16 protein-coding genes and 1 tRNA gene are annotated in these 18591 nt (G+C 33.4%); 5 read left to right on the top strand and 12 right to left on the bottom strand.

The genetic code is table 11. The annotated features are described in order from the left end of the window. The first annotated feature begins 115 nt into the window (after positions 1-115). Positions 116-1630 (top strand): glutamate--tRNA ligase, encoded by a 1515-nt coding sequence (gltX, locus tag ACEN25_RS08590; protein WP_441802549.1) that lies wholly within the window; start codon positions 116-118, stop codon positions 1628-1630. Between the two features lie 505 nt (positions 1631-2135). After that, a complete protein-coding gene (locus tag ACEN25_RS08585) occupies positions 2136-3131 on the top strand; it encodes an SPFH domain-containing protein (RefSeq protein ID WP_441802548.1) in 996 nt (331 codons plus the stop codon). An 80-nt stretch (positions 3132-3211) separates the two neighbouring features. Here ACEN25_RS08585 and ACEN25_RS08580 read toward each other — a convergent pair whose 3' ends face one another. The 4 genes from ACEN25_RS08580 to ACEN25_RS08565 form a co-directional block, all read right to left on the bottom strand. Beyond that, positions 3212-3454, bottom strand: a complete 243-nt coding sequence (locus ACEN25_RS08580) for a DUF6327 family protein (protein WP_441802547.1) — start codon at positions 3452-3454, stop codon at positions 3212-3214. Further along, a complete protein-coding gene (locus ACEN25_RS08575) occupies positions 3441-3890 on the bottom strand; it encodes a phage holin family protein (protein WP_441802546.1) in 450 nt (149 codons plus the stop codon). The genes ACEN25_RS08580 and ACEN25_RS08575 overlap by 14 nt, the downstream gene beginning before the upstream one ends. Positions 3891-3896: 6 nt before the next feature. Further along, positions 3897-4271, bottom strand: coding sequence for a YtxH domain-containing protein (locus ACEN25_RS08570; protein WP_028377088.1), 375 nt, complete (start codon positions 4269-4271; stop codon positions 3897-3899). 134 nt (positions 4272-4405) lie between these two features. Next, a complete protein-coding gene (locus ACEN25_RS08565; protein WP_441802545.1) occupies positions 4406-6436 on the bottom strand; it encodes a glutamine--tRNA ligase/YqeY domain fusion protein in 2031 nt (676 codons plus the stop codon). Positions 6437-6663: 227 nt separating this feature from the next. Between ACEN25_RS08565 and folB the strand changes: the two genes are divergently transcribed. After that, positions 6664-7020, top strand: coding sequence for a dihydroneopterin aldolase (folB, locus tag ACEN25_RS08560; RefSeq protein ID WP_441802544.1), 357 nt, complete (start codon positions 6664-6666; stop codon positions 7018-7020). A gap of 50 nt (positions 7021-7070) precedes the next feature. Next, a tRNA-Cys gene (locus ACEN25_RS08555) sits at positions 7071-7141 on the top strand. A 99-nt stretch (positions 7142-7240) separates the two neighbouring features. Here ACEN25_RS08555 and ACEN25_RS08550 read toward each other — a convergent pair. Genes ACEN25_RS08550 through rnr form a run of 3 tightly spaced genes read right to left on the bottom strand, consistent with a single transcriptional unit; the run spans position 7241 to position 10950 of the window. After that, positions 7241-7957: a LysE family translocator gene (locus ACEN25_RS08550; protein ID WP_441802543.1), complete on the bottom strand. Its 717-nt coding sequence runs from the start codon at positions 7955-7957 to the stop codon at positions 7241-7243. 48 nt (positions 7958-8005) lie between these two features. Further along, positions 8006-8677, bottom strand: coding sequence for a head GIN domain-containing protein (locus ACEN25_RS08545; protein ID WP_441802542.1), 672 nt, complete (start codon positions 8675-8677; stop codon positions 8006-8008). A gap of 59 nt (positions 8678-8736) precedes the next feature. After that, positions 8737-10950, bottom strand: coding sequence for a ribonuclease R (gene rnr, locus ACEN25_RS08540; RefSeq protein ID WP_441802541.1), 2214 nt, complete (start codon positions 10948-10950; stop codon positions 8737-8739). 1083 nt (positions 10951-12033) lie between these two features. Here rnr and ACEN25_RS08535 point away from each other — a divergent pair. Next, complete coding sequence (locus ACEN25_RS08535) at positions 12034-12477, top strand: GNAT family N-acetyltransferase (RefSeq protein ID WP_441802540.1); 444 nt, start codon at positions 12034-12036, stop codon at positions 12475-12477. 46 nt (positions 12478-12523) lie between these two features. Here ACEN25_RS08535 and ACEN25_RS08530 read toward each other — a convergent pair whose 3' ends face one another. The 5 genes from ACEN25_RS08530 to ACEN25_RS08510 form a co-directional block, all read right to left on the bottom strand. Next, the gene (locus ACEN25_RS08530; protein ID WP_396510087.1) at positions 12524-12901 is read right to left on the bottom strand and encodes a hypothetical protein; all 378 of its coding nucleotides are present in this window, start codon (positions 12899-12901) and stop codon (positions 12524-12526) included. A gap of 111 nt (positions 12902-13012) precedes the next feature. After that, positions 13013-14638, bottom strand: a complete 1626-nt coding sequence (locus ACEN25_RS08525; protein ID WP_441802539.1) for a S41 family peptidase — start codon at positions 14636-14638, stop codon at positions 13013-13015. A 5-nt stretch (positions 14639-14643) separates the two neighbouring features. Next, positions 14644-15459, bottom strand: coding sequence for a DUF4349 domain-containing protein (locus tag ACEN25_RS08520; RefSeq protein WP_441802538.1), 816 nt, complete (start codon positions 15457-15459; stop codon positions 14644-14646). A 71-nt stretch (positions 15460-15530) separates the two neighbouring features. Further along, complete coding sequence (rnpA, locus tag ACEN25_RS08515; RefSeq protein ID WP_441802537.1) at positions 15531-15920, bottom strand: ribonuclease P protein component; 390 nt, start codon at positions 15918-15920, stop codon at positions 15531-15533. Positions 15921-16004: 84 nt separating this feature from the next. Next, positions 16005-18578 (bottom strand): M1 family metallopeptidase, encoded by a 2574-nt coding sequence (locus ACEN25_RS08510; RefSeq protein WP_441802536.1) that lies wholly within the window; start codon positions 18576-18578, stop codon positions 16005-16007. Positions 18579-18591 lie beyond the last annotated feature (13 nt).

Genomic DNA, 18591 nt, shown 5'->3' with positions numbered 1-18591 from the left:
GGCCCAAAACCATTAGACAAGATATTAAAAAATCAATTTAATTAGAAAGCAACATCTTACAGATCTGGTGCTACACTTATTAAGATTGAGTACCTTTGCAGCCTAAATTTTTACTATGTCTAACAATGTACGTGTGCGTTTTGCACCAAGCCCTACGGGACCTCTACACATAGGAGGTGTGCGCACTGCACTTTATAATTATCTTTTTGCAAAAAAAAATAAAGGAACCTTCATTCTTCGCATTGAAGATACAGACCAAAACCGTTATGTAGAAGGCGCAGAAAACTATATAATCGAAGCTCTTAACTGGTGCGGTATTCCTTATGATGAAGGCCCAGGCAAAGAAGCAGGTTATGGCCCGTATAGACAAAGTGAACGCAAGGATAAATATTTTGCTTTTGCTGAAAAATTAATTGCTTCTGGTGATGCTTATTATGCATTTGATACTTCTGAAGCCCTTGATGAGCATCGTAAAAATCACGAAGAACAAGGTAAAACCTTTATCTACAACTGGCACAACCGCAATAAATTGGATAACTCTTTAAATCTTTCTTCAGAAGAAACACAAAAGCGAATAGATGCAGGTGAAGATTATGTTATTCGATTTAAATGTCCTGAAAGCGAGCTTTTAGAATTAGAAGATATCATTCGCGGTACTGTTGAAGTTAATACAAGTTTGCTAGACGATAAGGTATTGTTTAAGTCAGACGGAATGCCTACCTACCATTTAGCAAATATTGTTGATGATCACTTAATGGAAATTTCACACGTTATACGTGGTGAAGAGTGGTTACCCTCTATGGCGCTGCATGTATTACTATACCGCGCATTTGGATGGGATGCACCTCAATTTGCACATCTCCCCTTAATAATGAAACCAGTAGGAAAAGGTAAATTAAGCAAGCGTGATGGGGATAAAATGGGCTTTCCTGTATTTCCATTATTATGGAAAGATCCTAAAACAAATGATGTTTCGGCTGGTTATAGAGAAGATGGTTATTTGCCTGAAGCTGTAGTAAATATGCTGGCGTTTTTAGGATGGAATCCTGGTACTGAAAAAGAAATATACAAATTGGAAGAGCTAATACAGGATTTCGATTTAGAACGTGTACATAAATCAGGAGCAAAATTTGATCCTGAAAAAACAAAATGGTTTCAGCAGCAGCAATTACATATCGCTTCTGATGCTTCTCTGGTAGCTGGATTACAAAAAATTCTCGCTCAAAAAAATCTGGAGTTTAAAGATGATTATGTTGAACAAGTGATTCACCTGGTTAAAGAACGTGCAGTATTTGTTGCAGATTTATGGGAACAAGGAAATTTCTTTTTTGAGAGACCAGAAAATTATGACGAGAAAGCTGTTAAAAAAGCCTGGAAAGATGACACCGCAGAAATCATGACCACTGTTTCTAAAATCGTTAATGATACTGAAGATTTTACTGCTAAAAATTTATCAGCTAACATTAAAGAATGGATTCAAAATGAAGGTTTAGGTTTTGGTAAAGTAATGCAGCCTTTTAGAATTAGTTTAGTAGGATCTATGTCTGGACCAGATGTATTTATGATTGCCGAAACTATAGGTAAAGCGCGTACTTTAGAGCGAATACGTTTTGCAATTGAAAAATTATAAATAGAAAACTATCCCCGTAAGTATTAAATTAAAAAAAAGCTACGGGGATTTCTTTTTTAAAAACTCTTCATTTAACAATTAGCAGGATTTGTCAAATCTTATTAATATCTAAATTAGAAAGCGAAGCTGTAACCTGCAATTACTATTCTAATTGGTAAAATCTTTAGTAAGATATTCTCAGAAGTTTTATCCTCAAGCCTATTCTAATCTGGCATAGAATACCTATTCTGTAACACTCACCTACCTATTCTAAAAGTTCTATGGATATTCAGTAGAATTTTTTAGAGCTCTTAGAAATTAATTTCCTTATATATAAAATGGAAATTTCTATAGACTGCGCAGCATTTAACAATATTTAAATTCAGAAGTAATACTTCAAAGATTAAGTTTTATATAAAAATGTAAAATAGTGTTTTCAAAAGCGTTACAATTTTATCAAATACAAGACATATGTATTGTATTTTTAATAAGTCTCTCATTTTGAGAAATAACTAAAAAAATAACTATGACTTACTTTTTACCCGTTATCCTCTTTATAGGATTAATTATTTTAATTTCTGCGGTCTTTATGGTTAAACAGCAAACAGCTGCAGTTATAGAGCGCTTTGGCAAATTTACCAGTGTGCGTAACTCTGGAATTCAACTTAAAATACCGCTAATAGATAAAATAGCCGGTCGTATTAATTTGAAAATTCAGCAATTAGATGTTATTGTTGAGACAAAAACTAAGGATGATGTATTTGTTCGTTTAAAAATTTCAGTACAATTTCAAGTGGTAAAGACAAATGTTTATGATGCCTTCTACAAGTTAGAAGATCCTCAAAATCAAATCACTTCATACGTATTTGATGTTGTACGTTCTGAAGTTCCTAAAATGAAACTCGATGATGTTTTTGAACGTAAAGATGATATTGCTATTGCCGTAAAAAGTGAGTTGAATCAAGCGATGACAGATTATGGTTATGATATAATAAAAACACTTGTTACAGATATAGATCCAGATCAGCAGGTAAAAATTGCTATGAACCGTATTAATGCAGCAGAACGTGAGAAAGTTGCTGCAGAGTATGAGGCAGAAGCAGAACGTATTAAAATAGTTGCTAAGGCGCGCGCAGAGGCCGAAAGTAAGCGTTTACAGGGCCAAGGTATAGCAGACCAGCGTAGAGAGATTGCAAGAGGTTTAGAAGAGTCTGTAGAGGTTTTAAATAATGTAGGCATAAACTCGCAGGAAGCTTCTGCTCTAATAGTGGTAACCCAACATTATGATACGTTACAATCTGTAGGTGAGAATACAAATTCAAACTTAATTCTTATGCCTAATTCACCACAGGCAGGTAGTGAAATGTTGAATAATATGATTGCCAGTTTTGTAGCTTCAAACCAAATAGGTGAAGAAATGAAAAAGAAGAATGAAGCCAATGGTATTCTACCTAAGAAAAAGGTTAAAAAACCACGACCAGAATCTGGTTACGATTCTAATTTGGATAATGACGCGATTTAAAATTTGCTTTCATCAAGAAATATAAAAAAAGCCTCAGATACAAATATCTGAGGCTTTTCATTTTAAGACAAAATTTATCATTAATCTTCTCCCTCTATGTTTTTAACCTTAACACGTTTTACACCTAAAATTGAGTTAACTGCCTTAAGAACTAATGTTTTTTGTGCTATAGCTCCTACTGTACCCGCAATCATAGAAACAGGCGAAAATGAGGTCTTAACTTCGTTTAAGCTCAATTTTACCTGCTCACGGTCTATCTGATTCTGAAGTTTAAGTACTTTTAAATCATGTTCTATTTCTAAAAAAGATTTATAAACTTTCATGAGCCTCGCGTATTGGTTCTAAATTTTGATTGTATGTAGCAGGGGTTTCGGCTTGTTTAAACTGTTCACTTACCTGTATATCGTCATCATCGTGAAAAAAAATCTTAGAGTATTTTGTAAGAACAATTTTTGTGATGATGGGTTTTCCAAAGGTGCGATAAAGTAAAAAAACAAGTAGATAAAAACCACCCATTATAAAGTAACCATAACTAACGCTGCCTAACGACTCACCAATTATGATTGCTAATCCTACCGAAACGAAAAGGATAAAAATCATAAAAATGCTTCCCGTAACTAATAAATTTACTAGTGAAACGGCACCACTCATCGATTTTTTAAAAAGATCTAGCTTATAGAATTCTATACTACTATCTAGATACTTTTTAGCATCATCTGCAACTGTAGTTATATGTTTTGAAATGTTGAATATTGACATTACCGCTTATACTTTTGCGGTTGGAACATCTATATCTTTAACTTCATCAACCACTTTATTAGCTGTCTTAGCATTTTTAGATCTAAGCTCTTCTAATTTACGCTCCATCGTTACTAAAATATCATCTGCCTTAGTACTTGCTGTTTTTAGCGTATCTTCTAATTTAGCATCAAATGACTTTTTAGCTTGTTTTGCTGATGCAGTTAGATTTTCTGAAGTTTCATTAATCTGTTGCTCTAATTTCTTTTTAGCTTCCTTAGCATTTTTAGAAATTTTCTTTCTTGTTTTATCTCCACTTTCTGGTGCATATAATAAGCCTAATCCTGCTCCTATTGCTGCTCCTGTTATAAGTGCTAAAATGGTATTTCCTGTTTTTGACATGGTTATAGTTTTTTGTTATAATCAAAATTAGCATTGTTAAATACTAATCTCCGTTAATAACCGGTTAATAAATTGACTATGAACCTTAAAGTAATGCTAAAAAAAAGCACATATTTAGAATATGTGCTTTAAAGTTAGAGTTTCTCAACCGCTAGCTGCAGAAGATGATCACCAGAAGTTCTCATCTCTTCGAGATAAGCAGCTACATCAATTTGATTTATAGATACTTTTTCGGTTTTAATAAGTACTATTAAAGTTTCTAAAACAGCTAAACGGGTACCTATCTTTTTTGCTGAAGTATTAAACAACTCTTTTAATTCTTCAAACTCAACGCTTTTAGCTAATTCCTGTATTTGAGAAACACTTTTTAAACGCTTTTCATCAGGCAACTGACCTAATTTTTTACCTATTTTTTTAATTTCATTTAAAGCAGGAAGTTGTGGTATTTGCTTAACAGGTGCAGCTTTCTGTTGAGTAGTGTTTGCCACTTTAGATTCAGCTTTTGCCCACGTATCTCTTAATCCTACCGTTTTATTAAAAATGAGTTTTTCTGGAGTACTTTCTTTATCTACGTTAAAATATCCCATACGTTGAAATTGAAAGATATCTAAAGGCTTAACATCTTTAAGGCTTGGTTCTAAATAACCCGTTATAATTTCTAAAGATTCTGGATTTAAGTAATGCATAAAATCTACCTCTTTATCACCATCTGGAGACTCGTGATTAAATAAACGATCGTAAAGACGTATTTCTGCTTTAATGGCATGTTCTATTGAAACCCAATGCAATGTACCTTTAACCTTGCGTAAACTCGCTTCTGTACCACTTCCACTCTGTGAGTCTGGATCGTATGTACAGTGAATTTCTGTAATAGTACCAGAAGCATCTTTAACTACAGATTCTCCTTTAATGATATAGGCATTTTTCAATCTAACTTCTTTACCTAGACTGAGTCTAAAATATTTACTATTTGCAGACTCTTTAAAATCATCTCGTTCTATGTAAAGTTCTTTAGAAAAAGGTACTTTTCTAAAACCTGCGCTATCATCTTCCTGATTATTTTCGGCATCAAGCCATTCTACTTGATCGTCAGGATAATTATCTATTATAAGTTTAACAGGATCTAAAACAGCCATTACACGAGGAGCTGTTTTGTTAAGATCTTCCCGAATATTAAACTCAAGTAAAGAAACATCAATAACATTATCACGCTTTGCAACCCCTACAGTATCTATAAAGTTACGTATAGAAGCCGGTGTATAACCTCTTCTGCGCAAACCAGAAATTGTAGGCATTCTTGGATCATCCCAACCGCTTACAATACCTTCTTCAACAAGTTTGAGCAACTTACGCTTACTCATAATGGTGTAACTCAAGTTCAACCGTGCAAATTCGCGTTGTTTTGGCTTAACACCAGTTGTATAAATATTATCTACAAACCATTCGTAAAGTGGTCTGTGCGGCTTAAATTCTAGTGAACATAAACTGTGTGAAATTTGCTCCAGGTAATCACTCTCACCATGTGCCCAGTCGTACATAGGATAAATATTCCATGCAGTACCGGTACGGTGATGAGCTTTGTTAATAACACGATACATAATAGGATCCCTTAATAACATATTAGGAGATTTCATATCAATTTTTGCACGAAGTATATGTACACCTTCAGCAAAATCACCACGCTTCATTCCTTCAAAAAGCTCGAGATTTTCTGCTACCGAACGATCTCTATACGGACTGTTAGTACCAGGTTCTGTAGGCGTTCCTTTTTGCAAGGCCATTGCTTCACTAGACTGAGAATCTATGTATGCTTTACCCTCTTTGATTAGTTGTACTGCCCAATCATACAATTGCTGAAAGTAATCTGAAGAATAACAAACTTTATCCCAGGTATAGCCTAACCATTTAATATCTTCCTGAATAGCATCTACATATTCCTGCTCTTCCTTAGATGGGTTAGTATCATCAAATCTAAGATTTACAGGCGCTTTATACGTCTCTCCAAGACCAAAGCTTATACAGATGGCCTTACTGTGACCTATGTGTAAATAGCCATTAGGCTCTGGTGGAAATCTAAAACGCAGTTTTTCTTTTGAAAATCCATTATTAATATCCTCTTCTACTATTTGCTCTAAAAAATTGAGCGCTACATAATCTTCTGCCATTGTATAATCTGTGCTGTATGAAGGTGTAAAATTACTAAAAATACACGTCTAAGAACGTTTAAAGTATTCTATTTAAAGCAGCCTAATTCTAGCCTTTCAATTAATCAGAAATAATATCTTTACCACTGTATACAACGTTTTTAGATATAATAACTAGTATAATAATCTCAATAGGATTGATCTTTTTATACTAGATATTTAAAAAACGATTAAATAATTTAAGCCTTATGGGAATTATAAAACTGAATAAAGTAAAAGTATATGCCTATCACGGGTGCCTTATTGAAGAAGGCCAAATAGGTTCTGATTACTATGTAGATTTAAAAATAAAAACAGATTTAAAAACGCCTGCAAATACAGATAACCTTAGTGACACTGTAGATTATGTACATTTAAATAAAATAATTAAAGAGGAAATGGCAGAACGTTCAAAGCTTCTTGAACATGTGTGTCAACGTATTTTAGATCGCTCTTTTAAAGAAATTTCTGAACTTCAAAAAGCAACGGTAACCGTACGTAAAATCAACCCTCCCATAGGAGGAGATGTTGCTTCAGTAGGGGTTTCTATGACTAAAAAGCAATAATCGCTTTCATATCTAAAGAAAAACCTTAAATTTGCACACCAATTCAAAAAGGTGTCGTGGCCGAGTGGCTAGGCTCAGCTCTGCAAAAGCTGCTACAGCGGTTCGAATCCGCTCGACACCTCAGCAAAGACCCTTCATCGTGAAGGGTCTTTTTTTATGCTACAATTTATGAAAATGTTACAGCCTTAATCCCAATACTTCGGAATACATATAAAGTTAATTATAAGGTAATTGAGTCACCATTAATATTAAACTGACCCTCTGGAGCAATCTCTTCTATTCGCTTTTCAATTTGCTCAATCTTTGCAGGAAACATTCCCTTAGAAATTAATATTAATCCAAAAACAAACATCAAAACACTAATACATCTTTTAATAATAGAGATTCGTGTGGGTGTAAGCTTACTTCTTAATTTTTTTGCAAGAAGAATTTTAAAGACGTCAGTTAATAAATAAGTACCTAAAATACCTGCGAAAAATATAAGAAGACGATCTGAATTCATATCTAAAGCAGGACCGGCAGATATTAAAATCACTAACCAAAAACCGAGTACACCTATGTTTATAAAATTGAGTAAAAAACCTTTAACCATAAGGCCCAGATAATTACGTTTACTCATAACCACAGTAGGATGCTCGTCGTCCTCGAGTTTATTATTTTTTACTCTTAAAAAAGAAATAACACCATACATAGCCAGGAGCATACCTCCAAAAATAAAAAGTGCGGGATCATCTTTTAATTTTGCAAGAAGTTGATTTGTGCTAAAATAAGCAATGAGAATAAATGTAATATCTGCAACAACGACGCCTATATCAAAAATAAAAGCCGCTCTAAATCCCTTTAAAGCAGCTGTTTCTAGCAATACAAAAAATACCGGTCCTACGAGAAAGGCAAGTAAAAAACCGAGAGGTATGGCAGAGTAGAAATCTTGTAGCATTAGGATTTTAAAATCATTATGCTACAAAAGTAACTAAATTGACTTTAATCACTTCACCACGTCAATACGACCCCCTATAAACTTATCTTTTATAACTTCGGTAGGATTACCATAAACGGTAACATCGCCACCGGCACGAATCTTAATTTGAGCTGTTCTACGTGCAAATATATCTGCCTCTCCTCCTGCTTGTATACGTAAGGTTGTATCTGTAGTTTCTAAAGACTTTCCTTCAAATATACCACCTGTATTTATTTCTACATTTTGCTTTTCTGCAGAACCTTTAGCTGTAATAATACCACCGGTTACTGCACGCATTTCTGCAAATTCAACATCTAGACCTGCTTTAACTAGAGCACCTTCCTGTACGCGTATTTCAATTCTGCTCTGCTCTAATAGCTCATTAACTTCTACTTGTGCACCTTCATTTGCATCTATTACCCTTAGATTATTGTAATAAACTTCTACAAAGGTCTCATTACCGTCAAAAATCTTATCTAGGTTCATACGTACTTTTAAGACACCATCACTGTTAATAAGTTCAATATTTTCGGTATCCTTTCCTTTTAAAATGACCTTATTTTCTGAAGATTTTATAAGGTTAACCCGCATACGGTCAAAGACTTTAACCTCTGTAAAGTCACCTACATTTTTTACATTATCCTGTGCATTAATAGCACCCGCCGTTAGCAATACTAACAACACAATTAAATTTTTCATACTGTTTAAGTTTATAATCTAAAGACAAGCGCAACCATGAGTTGTTACACTATTAAAAGCTATTTAGCTTTACTTTCGTATTCGGCTTTTGTGCCAATTAATGTAAAATCAAGATGTTTCTTAACTAAATCTGCCTCTTTAACCTTAACATAAACTTCATCACCCAAAGTGATTGTTTGCTTTGATTTTCTGCCTACAATAGCATATTGCTCCTGGTCAAAATCATAGTGATCACCTTTAATATCACGCAAGCGTATCATACCCTCACATTTATTATCTATAATCTCTACGTAAATACCCCATTCTGTAACACCAGATATAACACCTAAGAATATCTCATCTTTATGATCTTGCATAAATTTAACCTGCATGTATTTAATAGAGTCACGCTCAGCACTTGTTGCAAGATATTCCATATCACTACTGTGCTTACACTTTTGCTCATACTCTTCTTCATTTGCAGATTTACCCTGATCCAGGTAATGCTGTAATAAACGATGTACCATTACATCGGGATATCTTCTTATAGGTGAAGTAAAATGCGAGTAATAGTCAAAAGCCAAACCGTAGTGACCTATGTTATCTGTACTATAAACCGCTTTGCTCATAGTACGTATCGTTAAGGTATCTATAAGATTTTGTTCTTTTTTACCGGCTACATCGCTTAGTAAATTATTTAAAGATGCTGTTGTACTCTTACGATCTTTATAATTCATTTTGTAACCAAATCTTCCTGCAATTGTTTGTAGCGCAGCCAGTTTTTCATCATTAGGTTCATCATGAATACGATAAACAAAGGTCTTTTTTGGAGATTGCTTACCTATAAACTCTGCAACTTTTTTATTTGCAAGTAGCATAAATTCTTCAATAAGCTTGTTAGCATCTTTAGAACTTTTAAAGAATACACCTACAGGCTCATTATCTTCATCTAAATTAAATTTTACTTCTACTTTATCAAATGAGATAGCGCCATTTTTCATACGCTGTTTACGCATAATTTTTGCCAATCTATCTAATTCTAAAGTGGCTTCTACAATAGAATCTGGCGAAGTATATTCTTTACCGGTGATAGAAACTTCAGCAGGTATTTTACCTTCCCGTGTTTCTATAATTTGTTGCGCCTCTTCATAAGCAAAACGTGCATCGCTATACGTTACAGTACGTCCAAACCATTGATTTAAGACTTTTCCTGAAGATTTATCTAATTCAAAAACTGCAGAAAAGGTGTACTTTTCTTCATTAGGTCGTAAAGAACAGGCATTATTTGATAAAATTTCAGGAAGCATAGGTACCACGCGATCTACCAGATAAACCGAAGTTGCACGCTCATAAGCCTCATCGTCTAAAATGGTACCGGGAACTACATAATGCGATACATCTGCAATATGAATTCCTACCTCATAATTACCATTTTCTAACTTTTGAAAGCTTAATGCATCATCAAAATCTTTTGCATCTTTAGGATCTATCGTAAACGTCAAAACATCACGCATATCGCGACGTTTTTTAATCTCTTCCTCTTTTATACTGGTATCAATATTATTTGCGTATTCTTCTACTTCTTTAGGAAAATCGTGAGGTAAACCATATTGAGCAAGAATAGAATGTATTTCGGTATTGTGCTCACCGGGCATTCCCAGAACTTGTATTACACGACCAAAAGGAGAATCTGCTTTTTCTGGCCAGTCTTCAATTTTCACAAGAACCTTCTCACCATCTTTAGCGTCCCCTATTTTGTTTTTAGGTACAAAAATATCGGTACGCATTTTTCCTTCTGCAGAGGTATTTACAAACGCAAAACTTTTTTGCATTTGTATCACGCCAACAAACTCATCTGTTTTACGCTCTATTACCTCTACTATTTCTCCTTCGTGTTTTTTACTTCTACGTTGTTTATAAACGTAAACTTTAACCGTATCGCCATTTAAGGCTTTATTCATATTATTTTTAGGAATGTAAATATCCTGTTCCATTCCTTCAACTATAACATAACCATCACCTTTTGAAGTACAATCAAGTTTACCGATATGGTAATGCGAGGAAGCGTTAAAACTGAATTTTCCGCGTTCTTTTTCTTCTACATGCTTTTTAGCTGTGAGTTGTGATAGTTCTTTTACAATCTCATTGCGACTGTTAGGATCATCTACCTGAAGCTTAGCAGCAATTTGTTTATGGTTGAATAGCTTACCAGGTTCTCTTTTTAGAATTTTAAGTATTTTCTGAGAAAGGTCAGCAATTTGTGTAGTGGGTCTTCTTCTTTTTTTATTTGGCATTCAATGCTTTGTATTTAATATTCGTAAAATTAGGGTTATTAGCTGAAACTAAAGGAGCTATTACGTGAACTTTAAGTTAATCTTAGTGGAATACGCTTCCTAAAATCCTTATTTAATCGTTTGGTAACCAATTCTTAATCTAAAATAGTTCCCAGTTGTTAAAATTAACTTAATTTTACATCTAATTGAATTCTTAGTAAACCTATGAAGATACTCAGTATCAAGAAGAACAAAATTCTAATCCTATTTCTAAGTATATTTATACTTGGCATAATAGTCGTATTTACGTACGTAAATTCACAATTCTAAATATCAATTTTTAAATTATAAGAAAAGAGCTCCATAATAGGAGCTCTTTTTTTTCTGAAATTTTAGATGTTAACAATATATATAATAATCATATTTCTTTTTTAAAATTTAAATAAAATCTGATTGTTATTATAGTTTGTTAATAGCGGTATAAGTTTAGGTATATTTTTCTTGTTTTATTAATTATGGGTAGTTGTAAACGTATTATGAATATCATTATACAACTTAAATCCTTTGATTATCAAGCTAATTTAAGTAGCTGTTAACAATTGTTGATAACCTTAATTAAATGAAGATTTTAGATAAGTTTTTACTAACATTTATTAAAAATAACCTTTTTGATTGCTCATAAAGTGAATACAAAAAATAGGAAGATTTACTTGCATGGTATTACCCATGTTCTGCTTTGTTTTTTTTTAATTAGAAAGCAATTTTCATTTTACTTTTTTGATGACAACTTATGAACAGTCATGTTAACTAAATGTTAACTCATTGAATATTAAGTATATTTAAAATTTTCTTCTTGTTAACGCGCACTATTTCAAAGTAATTTTATGGTAACACTATTAACAAATAATCTTTAATGATCCTATCAACTAATATTTAATTAAACAAAGAGATATTTTTCGGTATTTTCTAAATCAGAACCTATATAAACTTTTATACTCAACCTTAATTCTAATTGCTAGTTTCAAATTTTTTAATACCAAAAATAGAGGTACAACTATTTTAAAATTTGAAAATTGCACTATACTTAGGAAAATGATATAAACTATGGAAATTAAAATACTAGAATTTAATCAGCTTGACATACATATGCTTTACGAATTGTTGCAATTACGCTCTGCCGTTTTTGTAGTTGAGCAAGATTGTGTGTATCAGGATATAGATGATAAAGATCAAAAAGCTATTCACGTATTGGGTTATAAAAATAAAGAGTTAGTTGCCTATACGCGAATTTTTAACAAAGGAAACTATTTTGATGAGGCCAGTATAGGCCGTGTTCTTACAAAGCAGAACCAACGTAAATATGGGTATGGTAAGCTAATTATGCAAGCCTCTATAAAAGAGTTAGAAACACGTTTTGAAATAAACACTATTCAAATTTCTGCGCAAACGTATCTTAAGAAATTTTACAATGAACTTGGTTTTGTTGAAGTTGGTGAGGGCTATTTAGAAGATAACATTCCCCATATTAAAATGCTTAGAACTAAATAAAAAAACCGCCTTTTGGCGGTTTCTAGTTTTGTTATATATGGTGCAATTAAATCTTGACCGGTGTTTTATTTAAGCTAATACTGTCTAACATCTCGTCTGTAAATTTGTAATGTCCACGAGTTGTAAGAATTTTAAATTTAAAATTCTTCATATCGCTTAAAACGTCAAGAAAAAGCCATTTAGATTTTAAAAGTCTCGGTTTTTTAGATTTCAAGCTCAATTCAAAAATGTGTTTTTCACCATCGCGCTCTGCTACAATATCTGGTGTGATTGATACTTCGCTACCTCGTTTAATATATGATTTCGGACTCTCAAAGCCCTCTGTATCGGCCTTTATATTTTCAAATCCTCTATCTTCTAAATAGCTAATTGCAGTTCCTAAAATTTCTGTGTTCTTATCGGTATCCTTATCTATAGTTATCATAAACAGAAGATACTAAATGAAATTGTTAATAATCTTAAGATAGGGTTAAACCCTAATGTATTATTGTTAAAATACTGAATTTCAGTACTAATTATTTAATAATAGGGCCTTTTATTTATTTAAGATCTTAGAATAGCGCTTCGTATCTTTTAATATTGAAATTGCTTCTGCGATCTCTTCATTATGTTTAATTTGATATTCATACAAACCTTCTTTATAGAAATACCGTTTTACAAGTTCATCTATTATTAAATTAGAAATCTCTTTTTCTTTAGAATCTAGTTGTTGTTTTTTAGCAGTATCTATAGACTTCATAAGACCAGCATATTGAGTACTAATTTCTTTTTGAAGGTTATCTTTTTCTGCAGTAAGAAATGATTTTTCTAAATCTTTTTCAGTTTGCGTCTGGTATGTAAATCCTTTTTGTTCAAGAAAAGTTTTAAAAGCTGTATAGTCTGTACTGGTAAATTTAAAATCTTCTAAACTATCATAATTATGCTTGTAGAAATAGTCTGTAGCAAAATCAAAAATAGCCTGATCCATTAAAAGAGCTTCAGTAATCGCGCTTAATTTTGCAGATTCTACCTCAATATCGGGTAATATTCCACCACCATCATAAACTGTTCTTCCCCTTCTTGTTTTAAACTCATTATAATCTGCAACGTTTGTACGTATTGCATTACCCTGTTCATCCCGGTTCCAGTAATCAAGTGCCTGTATACAACGACCACTAGGTGTATAATATCTGGATATAGTAACTTTTAACTGCGTACCATAAGTAAGTTCTTTAGGACGCTGTACAAGACCTTTACCAAAGCTTCTAGCTCCTACAATAACACCACGATCGTAATCTTGTAAAGAACCCGAAACAATCTCGCTGGCAGATGCACTACGACCATTTATTAACACAGCAACAGGTATTTCAACATCTAGAGGATCATTAGGTGTGCGGTATTCCTGATTGTATTTCTCAATAACAGATTTTGTAGTGGTAATAATCTTTGCCTTAGGAATAAACAAGTTACTAACATTAATAGCTTCTGTTAATAAACCTCCGGGGTTTCCTCTTAAATCAAGAATTATAGAAGTGGCCCCTTCACTCTTTAGTTGCTTTATGGCATCTGCAGTTTCAGACGAGGCTTTTTTATTAAATTTAGATAAAACCACATAACCTATGCTACCATCAATTAAGGTGTAAAAGGGTACGGCTTTAATATCTATTTCTTCGCGTTTAAGAGTTGTTTGTTTTAAAGTACCCTGGCGTTTAAAAGAAATAGGAATCGAAGTTCCCGGTGCTCCTTGCAGTAAATCACCCGCATCAGCATTAAAATCTGCAATAGTAATATCTCCTATTTTAATAAGTTCGTCACCCGCTCTTAAACCGGCTTTATCTGCCGGATAGTCCTTATAAGCTTCCAGAATGATAATTTTTTTATCTTTTGAAATTACTGAAGCACCTATACCGGTATATTCTCCGGTGTTATTAATGCGGGCATCTTCAACCTCCTGCTCGGTCCAATACTTTGTATACGGGTCCAGTTCAGAAAGCATACCTTCTATGGCAGCGTCCATTAATTTTGACGGATTTACCTCATCAACATAATTCATGTTAAGCTCTTTAAACAAGGTGGTAAATATTTCAATCTGCTTAGCAATCTCAAAAAAATCACTCTTAAAACTAACTGTTGTAAATAAAATTACCACTGCTGTTACCGAAACCAGTATTCTCTTTCTCATAAATTCTATATTGATGAATTTCTCTTTTTAGCATTTCTTTTTTGCCATCTGCGTAATAAAAAAATAGCCACAATTAAAATAATAATAAACGGCCAAATATAAATAAGACCCAGTAAAAAGGTAGAAATACCTTGCCAACCGCCTTTTATTGCCTGTAAAATTTTAGAACCATACGATTTTGTAATTCCATTTTCGACTGAAATCTTGTAAAAATTAACAGTTAAAGTGCTGTACGAAACCTGTTTTGATAAGTAATTTAGACGACCCTGTTTAGACTCAATCTCTTCTCGTATTACTGAAAGTTCTCGTTCTATTTCTAAAATATCTTTTACCGAATTTGCTTTTTTCAATAAATCGAGATAACGCATTTCTAGTTCGCGTTTAGCTTTAAGACGGGCTTCTAGATCTATAAATTCTTCGGTTATATCGCGTCTTGAAATAGATTTTTCATCAAAAAAAGCTACACCATCGCTTATTAAATCTAGTGCTTTCTGAAAATTTTGAGTAGGAATACGCAGTTCTAACTCTTGAAAATTTCCAGAATAATCTTTACCCGAATTCTCATTTTGTACATACCCATTTGAAGCTTCTACAGCTTTCAAAACCTGAGTGCGTGTTTGTATCAGATCTTGCGTTTCAAAGCGTATTCTTCCCGTTTTAATGATTTTTTGTTCGATGTCAGCTACTTGCAAATTGGGAGCCGGTTGCTCATCTGCATATACATCATTTTCGATATGCATTGCTCCTATATTTTCAACCTCACTAGAAGGAGAACCGCACATATACATTAAACTCAGCAACGTAAAGCCTAGAATCTTCATAACCTATATTTTAGTTTATAATAACAAGTAGTTCAAATACTCTCAAAATTGCGGTTACTGGATCTACTAAGCTACATATTTTCTAAAGGTCGATTCTCTTTAGTATTAAATTTTGAGATCAACTTCAACATAGCCTTTTCAATTTCTGAGTAGGTCAATACTTCTCGTCCCGTGTAAATAAACATAAACGCAAATGTGCCCTCATTTGTTTGAAAATCAGTTTTATTTTTGCGATAAACTTCTCGCATCAATCGCTTTAAGCGATTACGGGTAACTGCTAATTTGTGATTACGCTTAGCAACAGAAACCCCAGCTTGTATGTTTATTCCTTCTTCAAAAAGTGGTGCTTTAGTATAAAAAAGCAACAAGGGATATGAACTCACTTTTTGACCTTCTTTAAAGAGAAGATCAATGAGTTTTTTACGTTTTAAATGTTCTTTTTTAGGGAAAGTTTGATTCATTTTTTTGCCATTCGGCGAAAGGATTTGAGGTGTAAATATAGCTAACTTATATACTACAGAGATATATTCTTAAGCTTTTGCTTTTTAGTTTTTTATGGTTTTATGCATCTTTTGCACACGGTCAAGATCATCTGTAGCTTGTAATAATTTGCTTTTTAAAACCGGATTTAAGTTAGGATGTGCAGCTAAAAATGCCTCGCGTATTTGGTATGCTTCAGCAGAAGAAAACTTTCCTATCGTTGCATTCAACCAATTTTTTGGAAAAAAAATATCTCCCGTTAATTGAATCTCTTCTAGCAATTCTAGCGAAGTTTCTAAATTTTTAAGTCCGTCTTCCTGACGTAATGGGTGGTTTATATAATGTAGTGCAGAAATCACCCAGGATTCTTTTTCTCTATTTTTTGAGTTTTTTAATCCTTCAAAAAATGCGTTGCGAGTTGTGGTATCTGCGGCCAATGCCGGTAGCAAAAACTTAAAACGTTCTTTTTTATCAGGATTTGTAATATCAGTTTCAGCTTTTTTTAAGATAGTTGCTCTATTCTCATGATTATATACTGCCAGGTTCATAGCCATTGCGGTATAATCATCCTCATTGAGTTTTAGATTTTTTATTTCAATCTTCTTATCCCAAATAGCATATAATCTTTCTTTTCCGGTTTTAGAATAAGCAATACTGCTAAACAAGCCAAATAAGGTCTTTTTAATATTTGCGGGTAAGTCTTGTTGGAGTTGGGTGTACACTAAATCTTCTAATTCTTTTTGATGAGCTTCCCGTTGTAAATCATCAAAATAGGTCCAATATAAACTTTCCATTTGACTCGTAATCTGACGCAGAATTAAGGCATTTGTTTCGGTTTTTATTCCTTCTTTAAAAAGTTCAAAAGCTGCAGATGGTGCAATACTTCCGTTAAGCAAATTTTCATAACTATTGATATAACTATAACCACGGGCAACAACATCTGTAATTTCAGGAATTTGTGTTAGCGCTTCTTCCGCTTGCGGAAAAATACCATAACCCATTCCGTCATAGTTATAAATGATTTGTAGTGGTTTTGGTAAACCTTGCGCAATCTTTAGATTAAGTTGTGCACCTGCAACTGTTGTCGTAATGCTATGCGTAGAATCTGCATAAACCAGTCCTATTTTAAAGGTCTGAGGCCATATTTTATCTGTGTTATCTTCGGCATGTTGTGAGAGTACAAATGATTTTATTTTGCCTTGTGCGTTATAAACTATACTATCTGTAAAAACCGGTCTACTACTTTGATTTACCCAGACGTCACTCCATTCTTTTAAATTAATTGTTGTTCTGGCATCGAGTATACCTACCAGATCGTCCCAAACAGCATTGTCATTTGCATAGGTTTTAATATACTCTTGTATTCCTTCACGAAACTTTTTTTCACTAACAGCAAGTTCTAACTGGCGCATCATAATAGGTGCTTTATGATAAATAATACCGCCATACAAAGAACCTGCATTTTTAAGATTATCTAGTTGCTGTCGTATGGGGTTTGCACCCTGTGTACGGTCTTCACTATAAGCACCGGGATAATGATTGAGCACAAAAAGTAAATCGTGATTTACATCGGGAAATGCAGGATTTACAATTTTATCTGCCATAAAATTTGCAAATACTTCTTTCATCCACACATCATCAAACCAGTTCATCGTTACTAAATCACCAAACCACATATGCGCAGTCTCGTGAGCAATAAGTTTTGCGCGTCCCAGTTTATCATTTTCAGTAGCTGTATGATCTAGAAACAATGAAGATTCTTTGTACTGAATAGCGCCTACATGCTCCATCCCACCATATTGAAAAATAGGAATTGATGCAAAATCTAATTTTTGAAACGGAAACTTTTGCGCAGTATAAGCTTCAAGAAAGTCTACAGCTCCTGCATGTAATTTGAAAATAGGATCTAAACTGTTTGCAATTTTAATGGAGTCTGTTTCCCGATACAGCATTTTCATGTTGAGCTCATCAACCTTCTGAGTTGCGGTGTTGAATTTACCCACTACAAAAGAAAAAAGATAGGTACTCATCTTATCAGATTTTCCAAATTGATGTGTAGTAAAATCGCCTGCTGTGCTAGTACTAATTTCGGGTGCACCACACAAGACTTCCCATTCTTTAGGCGCGGTTATTTTTAGAATGTAATTTGCTTTCAAATTAGGTTGATCAAAACACGGAAACAGCGTACTCGCACGATCGGGAACTAAAAGCGTGTACAAAAAATCTGAATTGCGGTTAAGTGATTGTTCACCGGCAATAAAGTCAATTGTAAATGTATTAGAGCCTTCCAGAAGGCTTTCTGAAGGAATAATTAAATGCTCATTTTTATGTAGAATAGAGACATCTGTTCCGTTTGCCACTACCCTATTTATAAGACCTTCATTTACATTAAAATCCAGATAAAGCGGTCTTGAAGCATCGTGAATTGTAACTTCTAATTCTAATTTGGCTGGTATTGAATCTTCAAGATTTTTAGGGATGCTAAAATCTAAATTGTAGGTGATATCACTTAATTGCGCTTTGCGAAAATTTGCCAGATCTTTTGAAATTCCGGGTTCAGGAAGGGTGTTTTCTTGATCTTTATTTTGACAGGAAACTGAAGTAATAACAAGTAACAGAAGTAAAGAGAAGCGTTTCATAAAGTACGATAGC

Source organism: Leeuwenhoekiella sp. W20_SRS_FM14 (assembly GCF_052119605.1).
Taxonomy (GTDB): Bacteria; Bacteroidota; Bacteroidia; order Flavobacteriales; family Flavobacteriaceae; genus Leeuwenhoekiella.
The sequence above is the reverse complement of the archived record's forward strand: the minus strand, read 5'-3'. Positions and strand labels throughout refer to the sequence as shown.